A 22,699-nucleotide genomic window follows, 5' to 3' on the forward strand; every position below is an offset into this window, starting at 1 on the left:
ACGCACCCTCCGGAACACTTTCCCTACGAAAGTGACGTCTTGGGCGAACTCCGGGAGCAGCCCAGCGGGGCGCAAGCCGGCTCTCAGCTGGCTGCCAGTTCGTCTCCTTTTCGCACCGTCGGCACGGCTGCCGGGCTTCCGGCCGCGTCGGTCAGCGGGGCCACCGTCGCCCGGAACGTCTCCAGGGCCTCCAGCTCCCGCCTCCGCGCCGACAAGAACCGCTGCAGGTGCGTGCTCGACAGGTTCAACGCCTCCACCGCGCCGCCCGCTGCCCGGTGGGCCGCCGCCGCTCCGGCCCGCACCTGCTCGACGTCCGCCTCCAGCGTGCGGTCGCTGGCCGCGAACAGGGCCGCCGAGGCCAGTACCCCGAAGCCGGTCGGGCCGCACAGGAACACGCGGCGGTCGATCAGCCAGCGCAACAGCTCCGGGTCCGTGTCCAGCGCCGCGACCACCGCCGCGTCGGACGGGACGAACATGATCGTTCCGTAGATCGCGTCCGCCCAGCGCTGGTAGCCCTTGCCCGCCAGATCGGCCGCGCGGGAACGGATCTGGCGGACGTGCGCGCGCAACGCGTCCAGCCGCTCGTCCGGGTCGTCCGTCTCCACCGCCTCGGACCACGTCGCCATGCTCGCCTTCGCGTCCACCGGCACCGTGCGGTCGCCGCCCACCCGCAGCACCATGTCCGGCTTCGCCGAGCCGCCGCCGCCCAGGTCCGTCTGCAGCGTGAAGTGCAGGTCCTCGCGCAGCCCGAGGGCGCGCGCCGTCTCGACCAGCACCTGCTCGCCCAGCTCGCCGCGGCCGCTGATCGACGCGAACGCGACCTCGTACCGCCGCAGCGCCAGCTGTTGCTGGTCCGCCTTGGCCCGCTCCGCCGCCACCAGCCGGGCCGCCGCGTCCGCCCGGCGCATCCCGTCCTGGTACAGCCGCCACAGCAGCGCGACGGCGATCAGCAGCAGGACCGCGAGCACGATCGCCGCGGTGGTCAGCACTGTCGCCACTTCGTCCCCTCCGTCCGAGCTCCGGGCTCGCAGACATCATGGCGGACCGCACCGACAAAAACCGCACCCGGTCCGTCGCTCTGGGTAGCTGACCTGCAAACACTTCGATTCCGCGCAGGGCGTGTCCGATCTTGCCCGCTCGTGTTAGTACACACGTTCGAGTGAGGCGGCGGCGTGCCTGCGCGATTTCGTCGGAGCCGGGTCGTACCTTGGCCCCCGTGAGATTCCTGCACACCTCCGACTGGCACGTCGGCCGCACGTTCCACGGCGCCGATCTGCTCGCGGAACAGGAAGCGGTGCTCGGGCACCTCGCCGACCTCGTGGCCGGCGAGGCGATCGACGCCGTCCTGGTGGCAGGCGACATCTACGACCGCGCGGTCCCCTCGGCGGAGGCCGTGCGGGTCGCGGCGAAAGCCGTCGCCCGGATCCGCGCGGCCGGCGCGCAGCTGATCGTCACCCCCGGGAACCACGACTCGGCGCCCCGCCTCGGCGCCTTCGCGGAGTTCGCCGCGGCGGGCGGCCTGCACCTGCGCACCACCGTCGGCGGGCTGGCCGAACCGGTGCTGCTCGACGACGACCACGGACCCGTCGCCGTGTACGGGATCCCTTACCTGGAGCCGGAACCGGCGCGCCACGCGCTGGGTGTGCCGGACGCGCGCGGCCACACCGGCGTGCTCACCGAGGCCATGCGCCGGATCCGCGCCGACCTCGAGACCCGGCCCGGGGCCCGGTCGGTCGTGCTCGCGCACGCGTTCGTCACCGGCGGCGAACCGACCGACTCCGAACGCACGATCGCGGTCGGCGGGGTCGAGCAGGTGCCGGGCTCGGTCTTCGACGGCGTCGACTACGTGGCGCTCGGCCACCTCCACGGCCCGCAGACCCTCGCCGAGCACCTGCGCTACTCCGGCAGCCCGCTGGCGTACTCGTTTTCCGAGGCGCGCCACCACAAATCGGTCTGGCTGGTCGACGTCGACCAGAACGGTCTCGCGGAGGTCCGGCGCCACGAACTGCCTGTCCCGAGAAAGCTCGCCACACTCACCGGCAACATCGAAGATCTCCTGCTGGACCCGGCGCACGACGCCTACCTCGACCACTTCCTGTCGGTCACCGTCACCGACCGGGTGCGCCCGGTCGACGCGATGCGGCGGCTGCGCGAGCGGTTCCCGTACGCGGTCCACCTGGAGTGGGAGCCCGCGGGCGGGCGCGCCGGCGCGCCGCTGCGCTACTCCGACGCCGTCCGCGGCCGGTCCGACATCGAGGTCTCGCGCAGCTTCCTCGACGACTGCCGCGGCGCCCCGCCGACCGAAAGCGAAGAGCAGCTGTTGTTCCAGGCCCTGGAAGCGGCCGACCGGGGGGCCCTCGCGAAATGAGGCTGCACAGGCTGGAGGTCGAAGCCTTCGGGCCGTACTGCGCACGCGAGGTCGTCGACTTCGACGTGCTCGGCGCCGACGGCCTCTTCCTCCTGCACGGCGAAACCGGCGCGGGCAAGACCACGCTGCTCGACGCGATCGCGTTCGCGCTGTTCGGCGTGGTCCCCGGCGCCCGCAACGAGGCCAAACGGCTGCGCTGCGACCTCGCCGAGCCCGACCAGGTCACCGAGGTCGCGCTGGAGCTCACCGTGCAGCGCCACCGGCTGAAGATCGTGCGCAACCCGGAGTACCAACGGCCGAAGCGACGCGGCGAGGGCACGACCACCCAGCAGGCGAGGGTGTCGCTGAGCTGGATCGGCACCGCGCCCGCCGGGCTGCCGCCGGAGGGCCTGATCCGGATCGAAGAGGTCGCGCGCACCGTCGAGCGGCTGCTCGGCATGACCGCGGCCCAGTTCTTCCAGGTGGTGCTGCTGCCGCAGGGCGAGTTCGCCCGCTTCCTGCGGTCGGACACCGCCGAACGCGAGAAGCTGCTGGAACGGCTGTTCGGCACCGAACGCTTCGCCGACGTCGAACGCTGGTTCGCCGACCTGCGTGCCGAGCGCGGCCGCGAGCTGGAAGCGCGGCAGCGGGACGTGCGGGAGCTGCTGGCCCGGTACGCGCAGGAGGCCCAGCAGGACCCGCCCGAGACGGACGTGGCCGAGTGGGCCGGCGCCGTGCTCGCCGAGTCGGAAGCCCGCGTCGGGCAGGTGACGGCCGAGCAGGAGCGGGCGCGCTCGGCCGCGCAGCGGGCCGACGCCTACCTGCAGGAAGAACGCTCGAGCGCGGAAAAGATCCGCCGGGTCCGCACGGCGCACCTGCGGCTCCTCGAAATCACCGAGCAGGCGCCGCAGCGCGCCGAATGGGCGCAGGAGGTCGCGGCCGCGCGGCGGGCGGCCGGCGTCGCCGTGGAGGCCGACCTGCTGGACCGCCGGGCCGCCGAACTGGCGGAAGCCGAGCAGGCGGAGAAGGCCCGCGGCGCCCGGCTGCGGGAGTTCGGCACCCGCGCGACCGGCGATCTGAAGGCGCGGGCGGCCACCGCGCGCGAGGAGGCGGGAGCGGTCGCGGAGCTGGTCGCCGAAGCCGAGCAACAGGAGCTCGACGTCATGCGCCGGGACGACCGGAAGCTCGCCGCGGTCACAGCGAAGCAGCAGGTCGAGGAGCTCACCGCCGAGCTGGCCGCGATTCCCGGCCAGCTGGCCAAACTCCGGGCGGACGCCCTCGAAGCGGCCGAGGCCGAGGCGAAACTCGACGGCGCCAAGGCGAAGGTCGACGAGCTGCGCGCCGTCGCCCGCGACGCGGCCGAACTGCCCGAGGCGCAGGCCAAGGTCCACCGGGGCGAGGCGAAGCTGCGCGAGGTCGTCGACGCGCACCAGGCGGCCCGGCAGCGGCGGCTCGACCTGCGCGAGCGACGGCTCGACGGAATGGCGGCCGAGCTGGCCGCCGCACTGGCCGACGGTGCGCCCTGCCCGGTGTGCGGGTCGGCCGAGCACCCGGCGAAGGCGACCCGGGACGTCGAGCTGGTCGACCCGGCCGAGGAACGCGCGGCCGAGGAAGCCGAGCAGGCGGCGGACGCGGTGCGGCAACGGGTCGTCGTCGCGCTGGAAGAGGCGAAGGCCCGGCTGGCCGGGCTGATCGAGCGGCTGGCCGGCCGCACGGCCGAGTCGATCACCGCCGAGCTGGCGGAAGCCCGCGCAACCGTCGCCGCGCTCACCGAGAAGGCCGGCGCGAAGACGAAGCTGAGCCGGCAGGTCGTCCTGCTGGAGCGGGACGCCGAGGCCCGCGCCGAACGTCTTCGCCGGGCCGAACAGGCGGCGATCGAAGCCACGACCGACGTCCGCGCCTTGGACGAGCGGCTCGCCGAGCGCGAACGCCGTCTGGTCGCCGGGCGGGGCGAGTTCGCGGACGTCGGCGCGCGGCGGCAGCACCTCCTCGGCCTGGCCGAGGCGCTGGAAGCGGTTGCCGAGGCCCGGACGGCGGTCGCGGGCGCCCGTGAGCGGGTCACCCAGCAGAAAGCGCTGGTCGAAGCCGCGGTCACGGCGAAGGGGTTCACGTCGCTGAAGAAGGCCCGGGCCGCGATGCTGCCGGACGAGCAGATCGAAAAGCTGGAGCAGGGCATCGCCGAGGCCGAGGCGGCCGCGGCGGGAGCACGGGCGCTGCTGGCCGAGCCGGACCTGTTCGGGATCTCGCCGGACGACGTCGCCGACGTCGGCCGCGCGGCCGACGCGGCCCAGCTGGCCCGGGCGCGCGCCGATTCCGCGTACGCGGCGTTGCGGGTGGCCACCGCGCAGCACCAGGAGCTGACCCGGCTGGCCGTCCTGCTGCGCAAGGCGCTGGCCGGTCTGGCACCGGCCGAAGCGGAGTACGCCGAGCTGCGGGCGCTCGCCGACGTCGTCAACGGGCGCGGGCAGAACAGCCGCAAGATGTCGCTGCGGTCGTACGTCCTGGCGGCGCGGCTGGAAGAGGTGGCGGTCGCCGCCACGCACCGGCTGCGCACGATGAGCCAGGGCCGATATTCGTTCGTGCACTCGGACGCGGCCGGAGCGCGCGGCACTCGCGGCGGGCTCGGCATCGACGTGCTGGACGACTACTCGGGCACCATCCGCCCGGCGAAGACCCTCTCCGGCGGCGAGTCGTTCCTCGCGTCGCTGGCCCTGGCGCTGGGGCTGGCCGACGTCGTCGCGGGGGAGACCGGTGGCGCGCTGCTGGACACGCTGTTCGTCGACGAGGGTTTCGGCACGCTGGACGCCGAAACGCTCGACGTCGTGATGAACACCCTCGACGAACTCCGCGCCGGCGGCCGGGTGGTCGGGCTCGTGTCGCACGTCGAGGAACTGCGGCAGCGCATCCCGACCCGGCTGCGCGTCCGCAAGTCCCGCACGGGTTCCACCTTGCAGGTGCGCGCGGGTTGAGCACTCGGCCAAGATGAAGCCATGACCGACCAGCCGCCGAACGGCCTGCCCCGCTACCGCATGCTCACCGGCCCGGACGACGCGAAGTTCTGCCACCGGGTCAGCGAGGCGCTGGAGCTCGGTTACCGCCTGTACGGCTCGCCGGCCGCGACCTACGACGGTGAGCAGGTCATCGTCGCCCAAGCCGTGCTGTGGCAGGGCGAGCAGGGCTGACGCCGGCCCGGCTCAGCCGAGCGGACCCGTCGCCGCGCGTCGGAGGTACCTCCCGGCGTAGGAACACCACGGCGTCCACGCGCGGGCCCGTTCGCCGAGCGAGTCCGGTGAGATCCCCAGCGCCTCGGCGCCGCGGCGGACTTCCGCGTCGTCGGCGAGCAGGACGTCCGGGGCGCCGAGGACCCGCATCACCACGTAGTCCGCCGTCGACGGGTCGACGCACGCCAGCAGCTCCGCCCGCAGCTCGGCCGCGTCCCGGCCGACGTGCACGTCCAGCCGTCCCTCGGCCAGCGCGGCGGCGACGGGGTGGCCGGCGGTCGCGATCTGGGCCGCGGCCGGGAACAGCCGCGTCACACCCCACTCGCCCGGCACCTCCTCGCCGAGCGGCACCTCGCTGAGGAGGGCGCGGAGCAGCAATTCCTCGCCGTTCACCGCGCCCGGCACCCGGATCCCCGGCACGGCCGCGACCACCGGGGCCAGCGCCGGGTCGGCGCCGAGGACGCGGGTGACCGCCGCGGGGTCGGCGTCGAGGTCGAGCAGCCGGCGCACCCGGCTGACCGCGCTGCCGAGGTCGCGCAGGTCGGTGAGCATCAGCTCGCAGCGCACGTGGTCCCGTTGCGGCGTCAGCCGCACGACGCCGGTGCCGTGGGCGAGCCGCAGGGTGCGCGCGTAGGTCTCCGAAGTGACTTCCTCGACGCCCGGCACCGCGTGAGCTGCGAAGAAGCGAAGCAGGCCCGAAGCGTCGAAAGGCGGCCTGAACGGCAGCCGCAGGCTGAGCCGGGTGCCCGTCACATCGCTTTGCCGTCCACGCCGTGAAGCAGCGAAGGCGCGAAGCTGCGAAGGCGTCGTCGCGAACACTTCGCGGATCGTCTCGTTGAACTGCCGGACGCTGGAGAAGCCGGCCGCGAACGCGACGTCCGTCAGCGGCAGCTCGGACATCTCGATCAGCAGCCGCGCCGAATGCGCGCGGTGCGCCCGGGCGAGCGCGAGCGGGCCCGCGCCCAGCTCGGCGGTGAGCACCCGGCCGAGCTGGCGTTCCGAGTAGCCGAGCCGCCGGGCGAGGCCCGGGACGCCTTCGCGCTCCACGGTCCCGTCCGAGATCAGGCGCATCGCCCGCGCGGCGAGGTCGGCGCGCACGTTCCAGTCCGGCGAGCCGGGCACGGCGTCCGGCAGGCAGCGGCGGCAGGCGCGGAAACCGTTGGCCTGCGCGGCCGCCGACGTCGGGAAGAAGCGGACGTTCTGCACCTTCGGCGTCGACGCCGGGCACGACGGGCGGCAGTAGATCCCGGTGGTGCGGACCGCCATGATGAACTGGCCGTCGAAGCGCGGGTCGCGGGCGGTGACCACGCGGTAGCAGCGTTCGGCGTCGCGCCAGAGTGAGAGCGTCTCGGTGGCCATGGATCCGAGCATGCCAGCAGGTCAGCGCGGTCGCTGGCGGAAATCCGCCACGGCGTTGGGTGCGTGGGGCGCGGGCGCGGCAGCCACGTAGACTGCGGGGTCGTGAGCCTCACCCTCGGTATCGTCGGCCTGCCCAACGTCGGCAAGTCCACCCTGTTCAACGCGCTGACCCGCAACAACGTGCTCGCGGCGAACTACCCGTTCGCGACGATCGAGCCGAACGTCGGGGTCGTGCCGCTGCCGGACCCCCGGCTGGACAAGCTGGCGGAGCTGCACAAGTCGGAGAAGATCGTGCCGGCCGTGGTGTCCTTTGTGGACATCGCGGGCATCGTGAAGGGCGCGTCCGAGGGTGCCGGGCTGGGCAACAAGTTCCTGGCGAACATCCGCGAGGCCAACGCGATCTGCCAGGTCATCCGCGTGTTCGACGACCCCGACGTGGTGCACGTCGACGGCCGGATCGACCCGTCGAGCGACATCGAGACGATCAACACCGAGCTGATCCTCGCCGACCTGCAGACGCTCGACAAGGCGCTGCCGCGGCTGGAGAAGGAAGCGCGGACGAAGAAGGAGAACAAGCCCGCGCTGGACAACGCCCAGAAGGCGAAGGAGATCCTCGACGCCGGACGCACGCTCTTCCAGGCGCAGAAGGAAGTCGACTTCGAGGCGCTGCGTGAACTGAGCCTGCTCACGACGAAGCCGTTCCTGTACGTCTTCAACGCCGACGAGCCGGTGCTCACCGACGAAGCCCGCCGAGCGGAGCTGACGAAGCTGGTCGCGCCCGCGGACGCGGTGTTCCTCGACGCGAAGGTCGAGGCGGAACTGCTGGAGCTGGACGACGAGGAGTCGGTGCGCGAGCTGCTCGAGTCCGTCGGCCAGCCGGAGCCGGGCCTGTATTCCCTGGCCCGCGCGGGGTTCCACACCCTCGGCCTGCAGACGTACCTGACGGCGGGCCCCAAGGAGGCCCGCGCGTGGACGATCCCCCAGGGCGCAACGGCCCCCCAGGCGGCGGGCGTCATCCACACGGACTTCGAGCGCGGCTTCATCAAGGCGGAGATCGTCTCGTACAACGACCTGATGGAGGCGGGCTCGATGGCGGCGGCGCGGGCGGCGGGCAAGGTCCGCATGGAGGGCAAGGACTACATCATGGCCGACGGCGACGTGGTCGAGTTCCGCTTCAACGTCTGACGCGCTTCACAAGTTCGACTACTGACTGTTGCTTTCATTGGACGCAGGATATACTGCGTCCAATGAAAGCTTCGCCGAGCTTGCTTCCCCTCCTGCGGTCACGCATGCAGGGTGAGCTGCTCGCGCTGGTCCTGCTCCAACCCGAGCGCGAGTACAGCATCACTGAGCTCGCCGAAGCCTCCGGTGTCACACCCACGGCCGTGCTGCGCGAAGTCGAGCGGCTCGTCGGCGGCGGCATCCTGGAAGACCGGCGGGTGGGCCGCAGCCGTCTCGTCAAGGCCCGCACGGACACCCCGCTCTACCGGCCCTTGAGCGAGCTCATCGCGGCCACCTTCGGGCCGCTGCCGCTGCTCGCCGAGGCTCTGTCCGGGCTCGCGGGCGTGCAGGAGGCCTACATCTACGGGTCGTGGGCCGCGCGCTACGGCGGTGAGCCGGGGCCGCCGCCCGGGGACGTTGACGTCCTCGTTGTCGGCTCGCCCGATCCGGATGCGCTTTTCGACCTGGCCGAGCGCGTGTCGCGGCGGCTGGGGCGCGAGGTCAACGTCCACCGGATCACACCGGCGTCGTGGGCGTCGGACAGCGTGGATCCGTTCCTCACCAGCGTGCGTGAACGTCCGCTGGTCCCGCTGCCGCTCGACCAGGAGACCCGATGACCCGGTGGAACCAGGGCCGCGCCACGATCGACGCGCTCATCGCGCGGGGCTCCCTCGAGCACGTGCCGGCCTCGCGGGAGGCGGCGGAGGCCGAGCTCGCCAGGGCCCGCACGCACGTCGCTTCGGCGCGGCAGCTGCTGGAGTCGGACCCGGAAGGCGCTTACACGCTGGCGTACGACGGGGCACGCCGTGCGTTGGCGGCCGTTCTGCAGAACCAGGGCCTGCGCGCGACCAGCCGCGGCGGCCACATCGCCGTCTACGAAGCGGTTCTCGCGCAGCTCGACCCGCCACTGGGGCCGCTTCTGCGGCCGTTCAACCGCATGCGGATGCGGCGCAACGAAGTCGCCTACCGCTCTTCCGAGGCGCCTTCGGTGACCGCCGACGACGTGACGGCCGATGTGGCGAAGGTCGAGGACCTGATCGGGGTCGCCGAGAAGGCGATCCCGAACATGCCCCGCTACTGATCGTCAGCCGAGCAGGCCCAGCACCGCGATGGCGATGAGCACCACCGCGGGGACGAGGGTGTTGATCCAGGCGCGCTGAGCGGCGGAGAGGGTGCTGTTCATGGGCGTTCCCTACGGGCGAACCGATGCTTCCGCTCCGAACAGCGCGCTGATCATGCCCGGCGTTAACCAGTGTGATCGAACTCTCAGCCGTCCAGGTGACGGCGGTGGCGGGCGGTGAACCAGAGCACGCCTCCGGCTGCCGCCACCATCGTCGCGAACGCTGCCGTACCGACCACGATTGCCTGAGTCATCTCGTCTCCCTCCCGAAGGTTCCGGTAACCGAGAGACGCCGAACCCGGGCCGAGGTGCACTCAGCGTAGCCGAGATCACACCGCGGCGAGCACCGCGTCGATCTGCGACGCCAGGTCGAAGTCCTTCTCCGTCAGGCCGCCCGCCGAATGCGTGCTGAGGCGGAACGTCAGCGTGCGCCAGCGGATGTCGATGTCCGGGTGGTGGTCGGCGGCTTCGGCGCGCTCCGCCACCCGGTTCACCACCTCGATCGCCTGCGGGAAGCTCGCCAGCTCCACCTCGCGGGAGATCTCTGCGCCGGAACGCGTCCAGCCGGCGCCCAGCCGTGCGTCGGCCTCGGAGTCGCTCAAGATTTCCGTCATGTCTCCATGGTCGTCCGTCCTGGACTACGCTGCACGGTTGCCACGGGAGTCCGGTGAGCCGGGCTGAGAGGCGGGTCACCCGCGACCGTTCGCACCTGACCGGATCATGCCGGCGAGGGGAGGGCTTTCCCTCCTCGTCCGGCGAAGTGCAGGAGGGTAGATGAAACGCAGGGCTGTTCGCGCCGCGACGGCCATCGCCGCCGTCAGTGCCGTCGCCACGGCGTGCTCGCTGTCGGACGGGGCCGGTGACACGCAGCAGACGCCCACCGTCACCCTCGTGACGCACAGCTCCTTCCTGGCGCCGCAGGAGGTGCTCGACGCCTTCCAGAAGCAGTCGGGCATCAAGATCTCCGTGCTCACGCAGGGCGACGCCGGATCGCTGACCAACAAGCTGGTGCTGACCAAGGCCAACCCGATCGGCGATGTCGCGTACGGCGTCGACTCCACCTTCGCCTCGCGCGCGCTCAGCGAGGGCGTCTTCGAGCCGTACACGAGCCCGGAGGCCGACCGCGGGCCGCAGCGCTACGCCGTCGACCCCGAGCACCGGCTGTCCGCGGTCGACGTCGGCGACGTCTGCGTCAACGTCGACACGAACTACTTCACCGCCAAGGGGATCCCGGCGCCGTCGAGCTACGACGACCTGGCCGACCCGAAGTACAAGGACCTGCTGGTCGCCGAGGACCCGGCGACGGCGTCGCCCGGCCTGGCGTTCCTCCTCGGCACCATCGCCAAGTACGGCGAGGCGGGCTGGAAGGACTACTGGACGAAGCTGAAGGCCAACGGCGTCAAGGTGGTCAGCGGCTGGGAAGAGGCCTACACCAAGCAGTTCTCGGGCTCGTCCGGCAAGGGGCCGCGGCCGATCGTCGTCTCGTACGCGTCTTCGCCGGCCGCCGAAATCGGGGACGACGGGAAGCCGCGGACCAAGGCGCTGCTCGACACCTGCTACCGGCAGGTCGAGTACGCCGGCGTGCTGGCGAACGGCAAGCAGGTCGAGAACGCCCGCAAGGTCGTCGACTTCCTGCTCTCCCAGCAGTTCCAGGCCACCGTCGCCGCCAACATGTACGTCTACCCGGCGCGCCAGGGCGTCGACCTGCCCGCGGGCTGGGCGCAGGTCGCACCGCTGCCGCAGAAGCCGCAGACGCTGCCCGCGGACCAGGTGCAGGCCGGACGCGAGAAGTGGATCGGCGAATGGCGCACGCTCCTGCAGTGACGGCGCCCCCGCGGAGCCCCCGAAAAGCCACCGCCCCGCCCCGGACCGCGCGCGGGCTCGGCCTGGCGCTGCTGGGCGTGGCTCCCATCGGGTTCCTGGTGGTGTTCTTCGCCTGGCCGGTGCTGGCGATCGTCGGCCGCGGGTTCGCCGCGGGCGGCCTCGACGTCGTGCTCGGCGACGTGCGGACCTGGCAGCTGGCCGGGTTCACCGTCGCGAGCGCGGCCGCCTCGACGGTGGTCGCGGTGCTGGCCGGCCTGCCGGTGGCGTTCCTGCTGGCGCGGGTGCGGCTGCCCGGCGTCGGCCTCGCGCGGACGCTGGTGCTCGTGCCGTTCGTGCTGCCGACCGTGGTGGTCGGGCTGGCGTTCCGCGCGCTGTGGCCGGACGGCGGTGTGCTGCCGATCGTGCTGGCCAACGCCTTCTTCAACGTCGCCGTCGTCGCGCGGACCGTCGCCGGGCTGTGGGCGCGGCTGGATTCGCGGACGACCGACGCCGCCCGCGCGCTGGGCGCGTCGCCGTGGCGGGCCTTCCGGTCGGTGACGCTGCCCGCGCTGGCGCCGGCGATCGCGTCCGCCGCGGCCGTGGTGTTCCTGTTCTGCGCCACCAGTTTCGGCGTTGTGCTGATCCTCGGCGGCGCCCGCTACCGGACCCTGGAAACCGAGATCTACCTGCGCACGGTCGACCTCCTCGACCTCTCGGGGGCCGCGGCGCTTTCGCTGATCCAGTTCACGGCCGTGGTCGCCGCGCTGGTCCTCGGCGGGCTGGCGCGGCGGCGCAAGGAGAGCGCGCGCCTCGGCGCGGTCCGGACGCGACGTCCGCGCGGCGGCGAGTGGTGGGTCGTCGGCGCCGCGGGTGCCGTGCTGGCCCTGCTGCTGACGCCGATCCTCGCGCTGCTCACGGAGTCACTGTCCACTGAGGACGGCTGGAGCCTCGCCGGGTACCGGGCCCTCACGAGCACCGGCGAGAAGGGCGCGCTGCAGGTGTCCGGCTGGGACGCCGCGCTGAACTCGCTGAAGGTGGCCATCGACGCGACGCTGCTGGCGCTGGTCGTCGGTGTGCTCGCGGCCGTGGTGCTGGTGGCGCTGCGCCGGTCGCCGGCAAAAGCCGCGCGCGGGCTGGGCGAGACGATGGACGCCGTCCTGATGCTGCCGCTCGGGGTGTCCGCGGTGACCGTCGGGTTCGGCTACCTGGTGACGCTCGACGCGCTGCCGGGTGACCTGCGGACGTCGCCGTACCTGGTGCCGCTGGCCCAGGCGCTGGTCATCATCCCGCTGATCGTGCGGATGGTCCTGCCGGTGCTGCGCTCGGTCGACGTGCGGCTGCGGCAGGCCGCGTCGACGCTCGGGGCGAGCCCGCTGCGGGTGTGGCGGGAGATCGACCTGCCGCTGACGCTGCGGCCGCTGGTCGCGGCCGCGGGGTTCGGTTTCGTCGTCGCCCTCGGCGAGTTCGGCGCGACCAGCTTCCTCGCCCGGCCGGCGGCGCCGACGCTGCCGGTCGCGGTCGCGACGCTGATGGCGCGCCCGGGCGAGCTGAACAACCAGATGGCGTACGCGGCGTGCGCGTTGCTGATGCTCGTGACGGTGCTGGCGGTCGCGCTGATCGACCGGCTCGGGCGCGGCCGGGTGGGAGAGTTCTGATGGCGTTGTCGGTGCGGGACCTGACGGTCCACTACGGATCATTCGCGGCGGTGCGCGACGCCCGGCTGGACATCGCCGACGGCGAGGTGCTGGCCCTGCTCGGCCCGTCGGGCTCGGGCAAGTCGACGCTGCTGCGCGCGATCACCGGGCTGGAGCCGTCGGCGCGCGGCGCGGTGAGCTGGGACGGCGAGGACCTCGGTCCGGTCCCGGTGCACCGGCGCGGTTTCGGCCTGGTCTTCCAGGACGGCCAGCTGTTCGCCCACCGCGACGTCGCCGCGAACATCGCGTTCGGCCTGCGGATGCACGGGGTGCCCCGCGCGCAGTGGGCGCCGCGCGTCGCCGAGCTGCTGGAACTGGTCGGCCTTTCCGGCTTCGAGAAGCGGCGGGTGACGGAGTTGTCCGGCGGTCAGGCGCAACGGGTGGCGCTGGCCCGTGCGCTGGCGCCGAAACCGCGGTTGCTGCTGCTCGACGAGCCGCTGTCCGGTTTGGACGCCGGGTTGCGCGAACAGCTGGCGATCGACCTGGCGGAGTTGTTGCGGCGCAGCAAGATCACCGCCCTGCTGGTGACGCACGACCAGGAGGAGGCGTTCACGCTGGCCGACCGGGTCGCGGTGCTCGACGCGGGCGAGGTGCGCCAGGAGGGTGCGGTCCGCAGGGTGTGGCGCAACCCGGCGGACGAGGGCGTGGCCCGGTTCCTCGGGGTGACGACCTTCGTCGACGGCGTGGCGGCGGGTGGGCACGTGCGCACGGACCTGGGGGAGCTGGCCCTCCCGGACGTCGGCGACGGCCCGGTGCGGCTCGGCCTGCGCCCGCACGCGCTGAAGGTGTCGGCCGAAGGAGTGCCCGGCGAAGTCGTCGCGGCGGTCCACCGGCGCGAACACGTGCGGCTCGTGGTGAACCTCGCCGAGTCCACTGTGGACGCCGTCGCGCGCGCGGCGTCGGACCTGCGCGCCGGCGACGCGGTGCACCTCACGCTGGATCCCGACGGCGTGGCGGTGGTCGGGTCGTCGTGAGTGGTAAGGCGGGTTCTAACCCGCCTTACCACTCACGACAAGCCGCGGCAGACTGCTCAGCGGACCGGGAGGTGGACCGTCACGCCGAGACCGCCGCCCACGATCGGTTCGGCCGTGACGCTCCCGCCGTGGGCCTGGACCGCCGCGCGGACGATCGAGAGGCCCAGACCCGCGCCCGAGCGGGCCGTGCGGGCCACCCCGGCCCGGCGGAACGGCTCGAACAGCTCCGGCACCGCCGCCGGGTCGACCAGGCCACCCGAGGAGCGGACGCGCAGCATCGACCACCGCGGACCGGGCTGCGTCACGACCTCCAGCCAGCCGCCGTCGACGTTGTGGCGGACCGCGTTCTCCAGCAGGTTGCCCGCGATCCGCTCCAGCAGCGCCGGGTCGCCGAACGCCGGCGCCGGCGGCGTCGTGAACGACGCCCGGATGCCGCGTTGCCCGGCTTCGCGGTCGACCGCGCGCCACGCCCGGTCGACGACCACCGCGAGGTCCACCGGCTCGTGCACGCCGAGGCCGGCGCCGTCGGTGCGGGCCAGCAGCAGCAGGGAGTTGACCAGCTGCCCGGCCCGCTCGGTCGCGTCGCGGACCACGCCGCCCATCCGGCGCAGCTCGGCTTCGTCGGCGTCGTCGTCGGCGAGGGTGACGTCGAGTTCCGTGCGGATCACCGACAACGGCGTCCGCAGCTCGTGGCTGGCGTTGGCGACGAAGTGGCGTTGCGCGTCGAACGCGGCCTGGAGCCGGTCGAGCATGTCGTCGAACGTGCTCGCCAGCTCGGCCAGCTCGTCGCGGGAGCGGAGCTCGCCGATCCGCTCCCCCAGCGACTCGACCGACAGCCGCCGCGCGGTCCCGGTGATCTCGCGCAGCGGGAGCAGCACGCGGGAGGTGAACGTCCAGGCGAGGATCGCCGCGGCCGCCACCACCAGCAGGAACGCCAGCGACCCGAACAGCAGCATCCGGTCGCGGGCGTGCACGCGCAGGTGCTCGGCGAGCGTCGAGGCGTCGACCTCGACGCCGTCGACGACGACCGTGCTGCCCGGCGGCATCTGCGGGACGGCGTCGAGCGAGTCCCGCACCAGCGTCCAGGCCAGCCAGAGCAGCAGCAGGCTGACCGCGGCGACCAGCACGGTCGCCAGGAGGGTGATCCGGGCGCGGAGCGTGCGGGTGCCCGGCAGGTTCACGCGCGCGGCGCGCCGGGCTCCGGCACCCGGTACCCGGAGCCGACGACGGTCTCGATGATCCCCGGTTCGCCGAGCTTCTTGCGCAGCGTCATCACGGTGACCCGGACGGTCGTGGTGAACGGGTCGGCGTTCTCGTCCCAGACGCGTTCGAGGAGTTCCTCGCTGCTGACGACCGAGCCGGCGGCCTGCAGCAGCACCTCGAGGACGCCGAACTCCTTGCGGGTCAGCTCGACCGGCCCGCTCGCCCGGCGGACGGTCCGCTTGGCCGGGTCCAGCTCGACGTCACCGGCGGTGAGCAGCGGCGGCGCGGCCGGCGTGGCCCGCCGGCCCAGCGCCCGCACCCGCGCGACCAGCTCCGGGAAGGCGAACGGCTTCGCGAGGTAGTCGTCGGCGCCGAGGGAAAGCCCCTCGACGCGATCGGAGACCGAGCTGCTCGCGGTGAGCATCAGCACCCGCGTCAGCTCCCCGGAGGCGACGATCTCCCGGCACAGCTCGTCCCCGGACATCCCGGGCAGATCCCGGTCCAGCAGCACGACGTCGTACCGCGTGACGGCGGCCTTCTCGTGCCCGTCGTCCCCGGTGAGCGCGACGTCCACCGCCATCCCCTCGCGGCGCAGCCCGCGGGCGATCGCGTCGGCCAGGGGTTCTTCGTCCTCGACTACCAAAACTCGCACGAACCCACAATTCCATATTTTCCTGAGAGGGCCCTTTAAGGACCCTGTGCCATCCAGCGCAGCGCGAACCACAGCCGCATCCGGGCCTCCGGATCCGCCAGATCGACGCCCAGGACCCGCTCCACCTGGGCGATCCGGTGCCGGACGCTGTTGCGGTGCACGCCCAGTTCCGCCGCCGTCGGCTCCCAGCCGCCGTGGTGGGCCAGCCACGTCCGCAACGTCCGCACCAGCTGCCGGTCCTGGGCCCGGTCCAGCGCCACCAGCGGTTCCAAGGTCTTCTCGGCGAAGCCTCGGGAGACGCCCGGGTCCAGGAGCGCGTCGAAGTCCAGCGGCTCGCTTCCCGCGATGACCGGGCGGCCGAGCGCGGACGCCCGCGCAAGAAGCAGCTCCACCTCGGCCGACGCGGCAGCCGCGCGGGCAGCGGGCACCGGCGATCCCGCCGCCGCGAGCCAGCCGGACGCACGCAGGTCCTCCAGGACCGGCCGCGAAACCGATCCGGCGACGGCCACGAACGAAGGGCCCGGGAGCACCGAAACCAGCGGCGTGTCCAGCCGCGCCCGCAGCCAGTCCGGGCGCTGGGCGACCTCGTCCGGCCCCCGCCGGTGGGCCGTCCCGGCGACCAGCCGGACGACCTCCGACCCCAGCAGCGACCGGGCCGCGTCCCCGGGGGACGTCCGGCCGAGCAGCAGGCCGGTGGCCGCCGCGCCCAGCTCGGCCGCGTCCGAGCCCGCGCGGCCGACCAGGCCGAGCAGGGCCGCGCCGACGGCGAGGATCGCGCGGTCGGCGCCGTCGAGCCGCCGGGACCGGCCGACGACCACCAGGTGCGACGCGGTGGCCTGCGGGTACACCGGCTGGACGACGACGAACCCGCCGTCGAGCTCGGTGGTCGCGCTCCGGATGCCGCTGCCCGCCCGCACGGTCGCCATCAGCTCCCGCACCTGGAGCGGCAGCGGCGTGGGCGCGTCGTGCGCCGAAGCCAGCACGTCCCCGGCGCCGACCAGGGCGACCCAGGAGCGCAGCACCGCCGCCAGCGAGGACGTCAGCTCGCCGAGCCCGCCACCCGCCGCGCGCGTGAGCGTCTCGCGCGCCGCCGTGATCCGCCGCTGTTCCCGCTGCCCCGCCTCGGTCAGCGCGACCGAGACCGCCCGGTTGACCGCCAGGAACGGGGTGCGCGACGGCACCACCAGCAGCGGCAGCCCGCGCCGCACGCACGCCCGGCGCAGGGGCTCCGGCAGGGTCTCGTGCACCGTCGGGGTGAGGCCGAACCCCAGCGCCGTCACGCCGGCGTCGCGCAGCCCGCGCACGTACCGGTCGATCCGCTCCGGCAGGTTGACGCCCGCGGTGAGGATCAGCTCGCCGCCCACCAGGTAGGGCGCGGGGTCCTGCAGCTCGCTCACGTGGGCCCAGCGCACGGGGCGGTCCAGCGCGCCCGGCGGCAGCGTCTCGGGGACGACCTCGAGCGCGAGCTCCCGGTTGCCGACCACGTCCCGTAACGGGACATTCACCTCCGTGGACAGCGGATCCGTGGTCGAGGTCATTTCATCCCTGCCCAAGTCGATTTAGGGACAGATCATCCCATGCCAGAAGGGTGGCGGGCGAATCTACGGTGGCCCGAAACGACGTGAGGAGGACACCGTGACCGGCGACTACGCGGTGATCGCGCTGTACATCGCGGGCATGCTCGGGGTCGGCTGGTACGGCCTCCGGCTCGCGAAGACGAAGTCCGACTACCTCGTCGCCGGGCGGCGGCTGGGCTGGTTCATGTACTCCGGCACGATGTCGGCCGTCGTCCTCGGCGGTGCGTCCACGGTCGGCGGCGTGAAGCTCGGCTACACCTACGGCGTCTCCGGCATGTGGCTGGTCGTCAGCATCGGCGTCGGCATCCTGGTGCTGCACGCGCTGTTCGCGCGGCGGCTGGTGCGGCTGCAGGTCTACACCGTCGGCGAGATGCTCGACCTGCGCTACGGCGGCCGCACCAGCGCGGTGTCCGGTGTCGTCATGTGGGGCTACACCCTGATGCTCACGGTGACCTCGACGCTGGCGTTCGCGACGATCTTCAAGGTGCTGTTCGACCTGCCGGACTGGGCCGGGATCGCGATCGGCGGCTCGATCGTGGTGCTCTACTCGGTGCTCGGCGGCATGTGGTCGATCACGCTCACCGACATCGCCCAGTTCGTCATCAAGACCATCGGCATCCTGGCGATCCTGCTGCCCGTCGCGATCAGCTCCGCCGGCGGCTTCTCCGGCATGAGCGAGAAGCTCGACGCGAGCTTCTTCAGCTTCAGCTCGATCGGCACGGACACGATCGTCACGTACTTCGTGATCTACACCTTCGGCCTGCTGATCGGCCAGGACATCTGGCAGCGTGTGTTCACCGCCCGCACGCCCGCGATCGCGACGTCCGGCGGCATCACCTCCGGCGTCTACTGCCTGGTCTACGGCCTGGCCGGCGCTTTGATCGGTACCGCGGCGCACGCGCTGTACCCGGACATCGCCAGCGCCCAGGACGCCTTCGCGACGATCGTCGAGCGGCTGCTGCCGACCGGCGTCCGCGGCCTGGTCCTGGCCGCCGCGCTCTCGGCGATGATGTCGACGGCGAGCGGCGCGCTGATCGCGTGTTCCACCACCACGACGTCGGACCTGCTGACCAAGCTGGGCCTGAAGAAGGGCGACGAGGTCAGCCGCAACCGGCTCGCCACGCTCGTGCTGGGACTGCTGGCCATCGGCATCGCGATGCTCGTCGACGACGTCGTCAACGCGCTCACCATCGCCTACGACATCCTGGTCGGCGGGCTGCTGGTGGCGATCGTCGGCGCGCTGTTCTGGAAGCGCGGCACGCGGCAGGGCGCGTACGCGTCGATGGTGGCCGGCACGCTCTCGGTCATCGCCTTCATGATCATCGACGGCGTCGACGCCAACACCCCGATCTACTGGGGCCTCGGCGCCAGCCTGGTGATCTACCTGGCCGTCAGCTTCGCCACCCCCCGCACCCCCGACTCGATCCTTTCCCTCTGGACCCACCGCCTCACCGGCCCCGACCCCGCACTTTCACGTGAAAGTGATCCGGAGCCCGCACCTCCAGCTCACTTTCACGTGAAAGTGCGGCTTTCCGACAATCAGGAGTGACAGCAGTGCCTAATATCGGACCTCTCGACTCGTCGCGCGTTCCCCGGTTCGCCGGCTTCGCGACCTTTGCGCGGCTGCCGCGGATCGACCAGGTCGAACGCGCCGACGTCGCCGTCGTGGGGGTGCCCTTCGACTCCGGCGTGTCCTACCGGCCCGGCGCGCGGTTCGGCCCGGCCGCCGTCCGCGAGGCGAGCCGGCTGCTGCGGCCGTACCACCCGGAGCTGGACGTCTCGCCGTTCGCCGAGAAGCAGGTCGTCGACGCCGGGGACATCGCGGTCAACCCGTTCAACATCGGCGAAGCGATCGAGACGCTGCAGCAGGAAGCCGAAGCGCTGCAGGCGAACGGGACACGGCTGGTGACCGTCGGCGGCGACCACACCATCGCGCTGCCGCTGCTGCGGGCCGCGGCCAAGAAGCACGGACCCGTTGCGCTGCTGCACTTCGACGCCCACCTCGACACCTGGGACACCTACTTCGGCGAGCCGTACACCCACGGCACGCCGTTCCGGCGGGCGTCGGAGGAAGGGATCCTCGACACGAGCGCGTTGTCGCACGTCGGCACCCGCGGGCCGCTGTACGGCAAGCGCGACCTCGAGGAGGACCGCCGCCTCGGCTTCGGCATCGTCACCTCCGGCGACGTCATGCGCCGCGGCGTCGCCGAAACCGTCGACGCGCTGCGGCAGCGCATCGGCGACCGGCCGCTGTACGTCTCGGTCGACATCGACGTCCTCGACCCGGCCCACGCGCCCGGCACCGGCACGCCCGAGGCGGGCGGGCTCACCAGCCGCGAACTGCTGGAGATCCTGCGCGGGCTGCGCGACCTGAACCTGGTCGGCGCGGACGTCGTCGAGCTCGCCCCGGCCTACGACCACGCCGAAATCACCGCCATCGCGGCCTCGCACGTCGCCTACGACCTGGTGAGCCTGCTGACCCTGGGGACGGGCGCATGACCCGGATCGGCGGTGACGTCGTCGTCGAAACCCTGCGAGCCCTGGGCGCCGACACGGTGTTCGGCCTGCCGGGCCAGCACGCGCTGGGCCTGTTCGAGGCGCTGCGGCGGGCCGGTGACCTGCGGGTGATCAGCGGGCGCGTCGAGAACAACCTCGCCTTCGCCGCCGACGGGCACGCCCGCGCGCGGCTCGCGGCGAACCCGGACGGCCCGGTGCCGGTGACGCCGCTGGTCGTGTCGACCGGCCCGGGCGCGCTGCTGACGTTGGCTTCGCTGCAGGAATCCCGCGCGGCTTCGGTGCCGGTGCTGGGAATCTCCAGCCAGGTCCCGGTGGCCGGGCTCGGCGGCGGGCGGCACGGCTACCTGCACGAACTGCCCGATCAGCAGGCCAGCTTCCGGGACGTCGTCAAGTCGGTGCACGTCGTGCGCCGCGCGAGTCAGATCCCGTCGGCGTTGCGGGAGGCGTGGACGTCGGCGGCGACCGCGCCCTACGGCCCGGTGTGGGTCGAGATCCCTCAGGACGTGCTGCTCGGGCCGGCCGGGCTCCCGCCGATCACGTCGGTGACGGCCGCGCCGCCGCCGCTGGAACCCCTGCCGGAGCTGGTCACGGAGGCAGCCGGCCTGCTGGCGGCGGCAGCGAACCCGGTGCTCCTCGCCGGCGGTGGAGCGCTGCGGTCGGGCGCGCACGCCGAGCTCCTGGCCTTGGCCGAAGCCCTGCGCGCGCCGGTGATCTCGACCTTCGGCGGCAAGGGCGTCTTCCCGTGGGACCACGAGCTGTCCGGCCGGTCATGGCTGGAGGACTGGCACACCACGGAGTTCCTCGCCGCCGCCGACGTGCTGCTCGTGCTGGGCTCCGGCCTCGGCGAGCTGTCCAGCAACTACCGCGAGTTCGCCCCGCGCGGCCGGGTGATCCAGGTCGAGGCCGACCTCGGGAAGCTGGAGTCGAACTACCCCGGCCTCGGCATCCACGCCGACGTCCGGCTCACCCTGCAGGCGCTGCTGGAATGGGTGCCGATGCGGCGCTCCGACGGCCGCGCCGAAGAAGCCGTCTCGGGACTGCTTTCCCGCGTCGAGTCGCGATTGGACGGTCAGGACCTGGCCGCCGAGCGGAAGCTGGTCGACGACATCCGCGCGGCGCTGCCCGAGGGCACGCAGACGTTCTGGGACATGACGATCGCCGCGTACTGGGCCTGGTCGGCGTGGAACCCCGAGGGCGCGCCGATCCACACCGCCCAGGGCGCCGGCGGCCTCGGTTACGGGCTGCCGGGCGCGCTCGGCGGCGCCGTCTCCGGTGGTCCCACGCTGGCGGTGTCCGGGGACGGCGGCGCGATGTACGGCGTCGCCGAGCTGGCCACGGCGGTGCAGCACGGCCTCGACGTCACGTGGCTGATCGTCGACGACGGCGGGTACGGCGTCCTGCGCGAGTACCTCACCGACGCCTTCGGCCACACGACGGCCACCGAGCTGGCCCGGCCCGACTTTGTGGCGCTGGCCGCCTCCTTCGGCGTGCCCGCGGGTACGTCCACTTTAGACACGCTGGGCGCCGATCTGGCGAAGGCGTTGCGCACGCCCGGGCCGTCCGTCGTCGTCCTGCCCGCCCTGCTGAAGCTGTTCGCGCCGACCCACCTGGAGAAGGCATGACCCGCACGCTCGACCTGACCGACCCGGCGACCGGCGAGGTGTTCGGCACCAGCACGGTCGCCGGTGAGTCCGATGTGGACAAGGCGATGGCGGCCGCGTCCCGTGCGTTCGCGGTGTGGCGTCGCAGCACGCCGGCGCAGCGTCAGCTCGCGCTGCTGAAGATCGCCGACGCCCTGGAGGCGCGGGCCGCCGAGTTCGCCGACCTCGAAGTGCGCGAAACCGGCAAGATCCGGTCCGTGGTGCTCGACGAGGAGATCCCGGAGTGCGTGAGCGCGCTGCGGTTCTTCGCGGGGGCCGCCCGGCAGCTGGAAGGCAGCGCGGCCGGGGAGTACACGCCGGGCCACACCTCGGTGATCCGCCGCGAGCCGGTGGGCGTCTGCGCGCAGATCGCGCCGTGGAACTACCCGCTGATGATGGCGGTCTGGAAGATCGCGCCGGCGCTGGCCGCGGGCAACACGGTCGTGCTCAAGCCCGCCGAGACGACACCCTCGACCGCCGTGCTGCTGGCCCGCGTCGCCGCGGAGTTCCTGCCTGCGGGGGCTTTCACCGTGCTGACCGGCGACCGCGACACCGGCCGCGCGCTGGTCAAGCACCCGGTCACCGACCTCGTCTCGATCACCGGGTCGACACGGGCGGGCATCGACGTCGCCACCGTGGCCGCCGCCGACCTCAAGCGCACCCACCTGGAACTGGGCGGCAACGCACCGCTGCTGGTCTTCCCCGACGCCGGCCTCGCCGCGACGGTCGACGGCATCGTGGACGCGGCGTTCTACAACGCCGGCCAGGACTGCACCGCGGGCAGCCGGGTGCTGGTGCACGCCTCGATCCACGACGACTTCGTCGCTTCGCTGGCGAAGGCCGCTTCGGCGCAGACGCCGGGCGTCGACTTCGGGCCGCTCAACAGCGCGGCGCAGTTCTCGCGCGTCCAGGGGCTGATCTCGCGGCTGCCGTCGCACGCACGGATCGAAACCGGCGGCACGCGGTTCGGCTCACGGGGCTTCTTCTTCGCCCCCACGGTGATTTCGGGGGTCCGCCAGGACGACGAGATCGTCCAGGAGGAGATCTTCGGCCCGGTGCTCACGGTCCAGCCGTTCGCGGACGAGACCGAGGCGGTTTCCCTGGCCAACGGCGTGCCGTACGGGCTGGCGTCCTCGGTGTGGACGAAGGACCTCGGCGTCGCCGCGCGGGTGTCGGCCGAGCTGGACTTCGGCTGCGTGTGGGTCAACACGCACGGGCCGCTGGTCGCCGAGATGCCGCACGGCGGCTTCGGTCACTCCGGCCACGGCAAGGACCTTTCGGCGTACTCCTTCGCCGAATACACGCGGGTCAAGCACGTGATGACGAGGTTCGCATGAGCGCGCGCGTGACGGAGATCGAGCAGCACGGCTC

The 22,699-nt window shown here is 72.8% G+C and carries 19 protein-coding genes and 1 riboswitch; of the genes, 13 read left to right on the plus strand and 6 right to left on the minus strand.

The window, feature by feature from the left end:
- Positions 1-83: 83 nt before the first annotated feature.
- The gene (locus tag Q5425_RS20510) at positions 84-998 is read right to left on the minus strand and encodes a DNA recombination protein RmuC (RefSeq protein ID WP_308673852.1); all 915 of its coding nucleotides are present in this window, start codon (positions 996-998) and stop codon (positions 84-86) included.
- A 218-nt stretch (positions 999-1,216) separates the two neighbouring features.
- On the opposite strand from Q5425_RS20510, the gene Q5425_RS20515 reads away from it, so the two are divergent.
- From Q5425_RS20515 to Q5425_RS20525, 3 genes are read left to right on the plus strand one after another with little or no spacing between them, the layout of a single operon-like run.
- Positions 1,217-2,368: an exonuclease SbcCD subunit D gene (locus Q5425_RS20515; protein WP_308673853.1), complete on the plus strand. Its 1,152-nt coding sequence runs from the start codon at positions 1,217-1,219 to the stop codon at positions 2,366-2,368.
- Positions 2,365-5,316 carry an SMC family ATPase gene (locus tag Q5425_RS20520; RefSeq protein ID WP_308673854.1) on the plus strand — a complete coding sequence of 984 codons (2,952 nt, stop codon included), beginning with the start codon at positions 2,365-2,367 and terminating at the stop codon, positions 5,314-5,316. The genes Q5425_RS20515 and Q5425_RS20520 overlap by 4 nt, the downstream gene beginning before the upstream one ends.
- A 21-nt stretch (positions 5,317-5,337) precedes the next feature.
- Positions 5,338-5,529: a DUF1737 domain-containing protein gene (locus Q5425_RS20525; RefSeq protein ID WP_308673855.1), complete on the plus strand. Its 192-nt coding sequence runs from the start codon at positions 5,338-5,340 to the stop codon at positions 5,527-5,529.
- Between the two features lie 12 nt (positions 5,530-5,541).
- On the opposite strand, the gene Q5425_RS20530 is transcribed toward Q5425_RS20525, so the two are convergent.
- Positions 5,542-6,927, minus strand: coding sequence for an AlkA N-terminal domain-containing protein (locus tag Q5425_RS20530; protein ID WP_308673857.1), 1,386 nt, complete (start codon positions 6,925-6,927; stop codon positions 5,542-5,544).
- Between the two features lie 102 nt (positions 6,928-7,029).
- On the opposite strand from Q5425_RS20530, the gene ychF reads away from it, so the two are divergent.
- From ychF to Q5425_RS20545, 3 genes are all read left to right on the plus strand, one after another.
- Positions 7,030-8,112, plus strand: coding sequence for a redox-regulated ATPase YchF (ychF, locus tag Q5425_RS20535; RefSeq protein ID WP_308673858.1), 1,083 nt, complete (start codon positions 7,030-7,032; stop codon positions 8,110-8,112).
- A 62-nt stretch (positions 8,113-8,174) separates the two neighbouring features.
- Complete coding sequence (locus Q5425_RS20540) at positions 8,175-8,765, plus strand: ArsR family transcriptional regulator (protein WP_308673859.1); 591 nt, start codon at positions 8,175-8,177, stop codon at positions 8,763-8,765.
- Positions 8,762-9,229 carry a hypothetical protein gene (locus Q5425_RS20545; RefSeq protein WP_308673860.1) on the plus strand — a complete coding sequence of 156 codons (468 nt, stop codon included), beginning with the start codon at positions 8,762-8,764 and terminating at the stop codon, positions 9,227-9,229. Before Q5425_RS20540 ends, Q5425_RS20545 begins: the two co-directional genes overlap by 4 nt.
- Before the next feature lie 368 nt (positions 9,230-9,597).
- On the opposite strand, the gene Q5425_RS20550 is transcribed toward Q5425_RS20545, so the two are convergent.
- Positions 9,598-9,882, minus strand: coding sequence for a 4a-hydroxytetrahydrobiopterin dehydratase (locus tag Q5425_RS20550; RefSeq protein WP_308673861.1), 285 nt, complete (start codon positions 9,880-9,882; stop codon positions 9,598-9,600).
- A gap of 32 nt (positions 9,883-9,914) precedes the next feature.
- A riboswitch (TPP riboswitch) is annotated at positions 9,915-10,020 on the plus strand.
- A gap of 22 nt (positions 10,021-10,042) precedes the next feature.
- Here Q5425_RS20550 and Q5425_RS20555 point away from each other — a divergent pair.
- The 3 genes from Q5425_RS20555 to Q5425_RS20565 all read left to right on the plus strand — a co-directional run bounded on the left by Q5425_RS20555 (position 10,043) and on the right by Q5425_RS20565 (position 13,739).
- Complete coding sequence (locus tag Q5425_RS20555) at positions 10,043-11,092, plus strand: thiamine ABC transporter substrate-binding protein (RefSeq protein ID WP_308673862.1); 1,050 nt, start codon at positions 10,043-10,045, stop codon at positions 11,090-11,092.
- A gap of 77 nt (positions 11,093-11,169) precedes the next feature.
- Positions 11,170-12,726 carry an ABC transporter permease subunit gene (locus tag Q5425_RS20560; RefSeq protein WP_308673973.1) on the plus strand — a complete coding sequence of 519 codons (1,557 nt, stop codon included), beginning with the start codon at positions 11,170-11,172 and terminating at the stop codon, positions 12,724-12,726.
- Positions 12,726-13,739 (plus strand): ABC transporter ATP-binding protein, encoded by a 1,014-nt coding sequence (locus Q5425_RS20565; protein ID WP_308673863.1) that lies wholly within the window; start codon positions 12,726-12,728, stop codon positions 13,737-13,739. Before Q5425_RS20560 ends, Q5425_RS20565 begins: the two co-directional genes overlap by 1 nt.
- Positions 13,740-13,795: 56 nt before the next feature.
- Here the strand turns inward: Q5425_RS20565 and Q5425_RS20570 are convergent, their stop codons facing one another.
- From Q5425_RS20570 to Q5425_RS20580, 3 genes are read right to left on the minus strand one after another with little or no spacing between them, the layout of a single operon-like run.
- Entirely contained in the window at positions 13,796-14,920 is a 1,125-nt protein-coding gene (locus Q5425_RS20570) for a HAMP domain-containing sensor histidine kinase (RefSeq protein WP_308673864.1), read from the minus strand.
- Positions 14,917-15,594, minus strand: a complete 678-nt coding sequence (locus tag Q5425_RS20575; protein WP_033261892.1) for a response regulator transcription factor — start codon at positions 15,592-15,594, stop codon at positions 14,917-14,919. The genes Q5425_RS20570 and Q5425_RS20575 overlap by 4 nt, the downstream gene beginning before the upstream one ends.
- A gap of 35 nt (positions 15,595-15,629) precedes the next feature.
- The gene (locus Q5425_RS20580) at positions 15,630-17,132 is read right to left on the minus strand and encodes a PucR family transcriptional regulator (RefSeq protein WP_308673865.1); all 1,503 of its coding nucleotides are present in this window, start codon (positions 17,130-17,132) and stop codon (positions 15,630-15,632) included.
- 97 nt (positions 17,133-17,229) lie between these two features.
- Between Q5425_RS20580 and Q5425_RS20585 the strand changes: the two genes are divergently transcribed.
- The 4 genes from Q5425_RS20585 to Q5425_RS20600 are packed head-to-tail and all read left to right on the plus strand — an operon-like array spanning position 17,230 to position 22,665.
- The gene (locus Q5425_RS20585; protein ID WP_308673866.1) at positions 17,230-18,720 is read left to right on the plus strand and encodes a sodium:solute symporter; all 1,491 of its coding nucleotides are present in this window, start codon (positions 17,230-17,232) and stop codon (positions 18,718-18,720) included.
- Between the two features lie 5 nt (positions 18,721-18,725).
- The gene (speB, locus tag Q5425_RS20590; protein ID WP_308673867.1) at positions 18,726-19,670 is read left to right on the plus strand and encodes an agmatinase; all 945 of its coding nucleotides are present in this window, start codon (positions 18,726-18,728) and stop codon (positions 19,668-19,670) included.
- Positions 19,667-21,310 (plus strand): thiamine pyrophosphate-binding protein, encoded by a 1,644-nt coding sequence (locus Q5425_RS20595; protein ID WP_308673868.1) that lies wholly within the window; start codon positions 19,667-19,669, stop codon positions 21,308-21,310. The genes speB and Q5425_RS20595 overlap by 4 nt, the downstream gene beginning before the upstream one ends.
- Complete coding sequence (locus Q5425_RS20600) at positions 21,307-22,665, plus strand: aminobutyraldehyde dehydrogenase (RefSeq protein ID WP_308673869.1); 1,359 nt, start codon at positions 21,307-21,309, stop codon at positions 22,663-22,665. The genes Q5425_RS20595 and Q5425_RS20600 overlap by 4 nt, the downstream gene beginning before the upstream one ends.
- Positions 22,666-22,699 lie beyond the last annotated feature (34 nt).

This window comes from Amycolatopsis sp. A133, from assembly GCF_031082405.1.
GTDB lineage: Bacteria > Actinomycetota > Actinomycetes > Mycobacteriales > Pseudonocardiaceae > Amycolatopsis.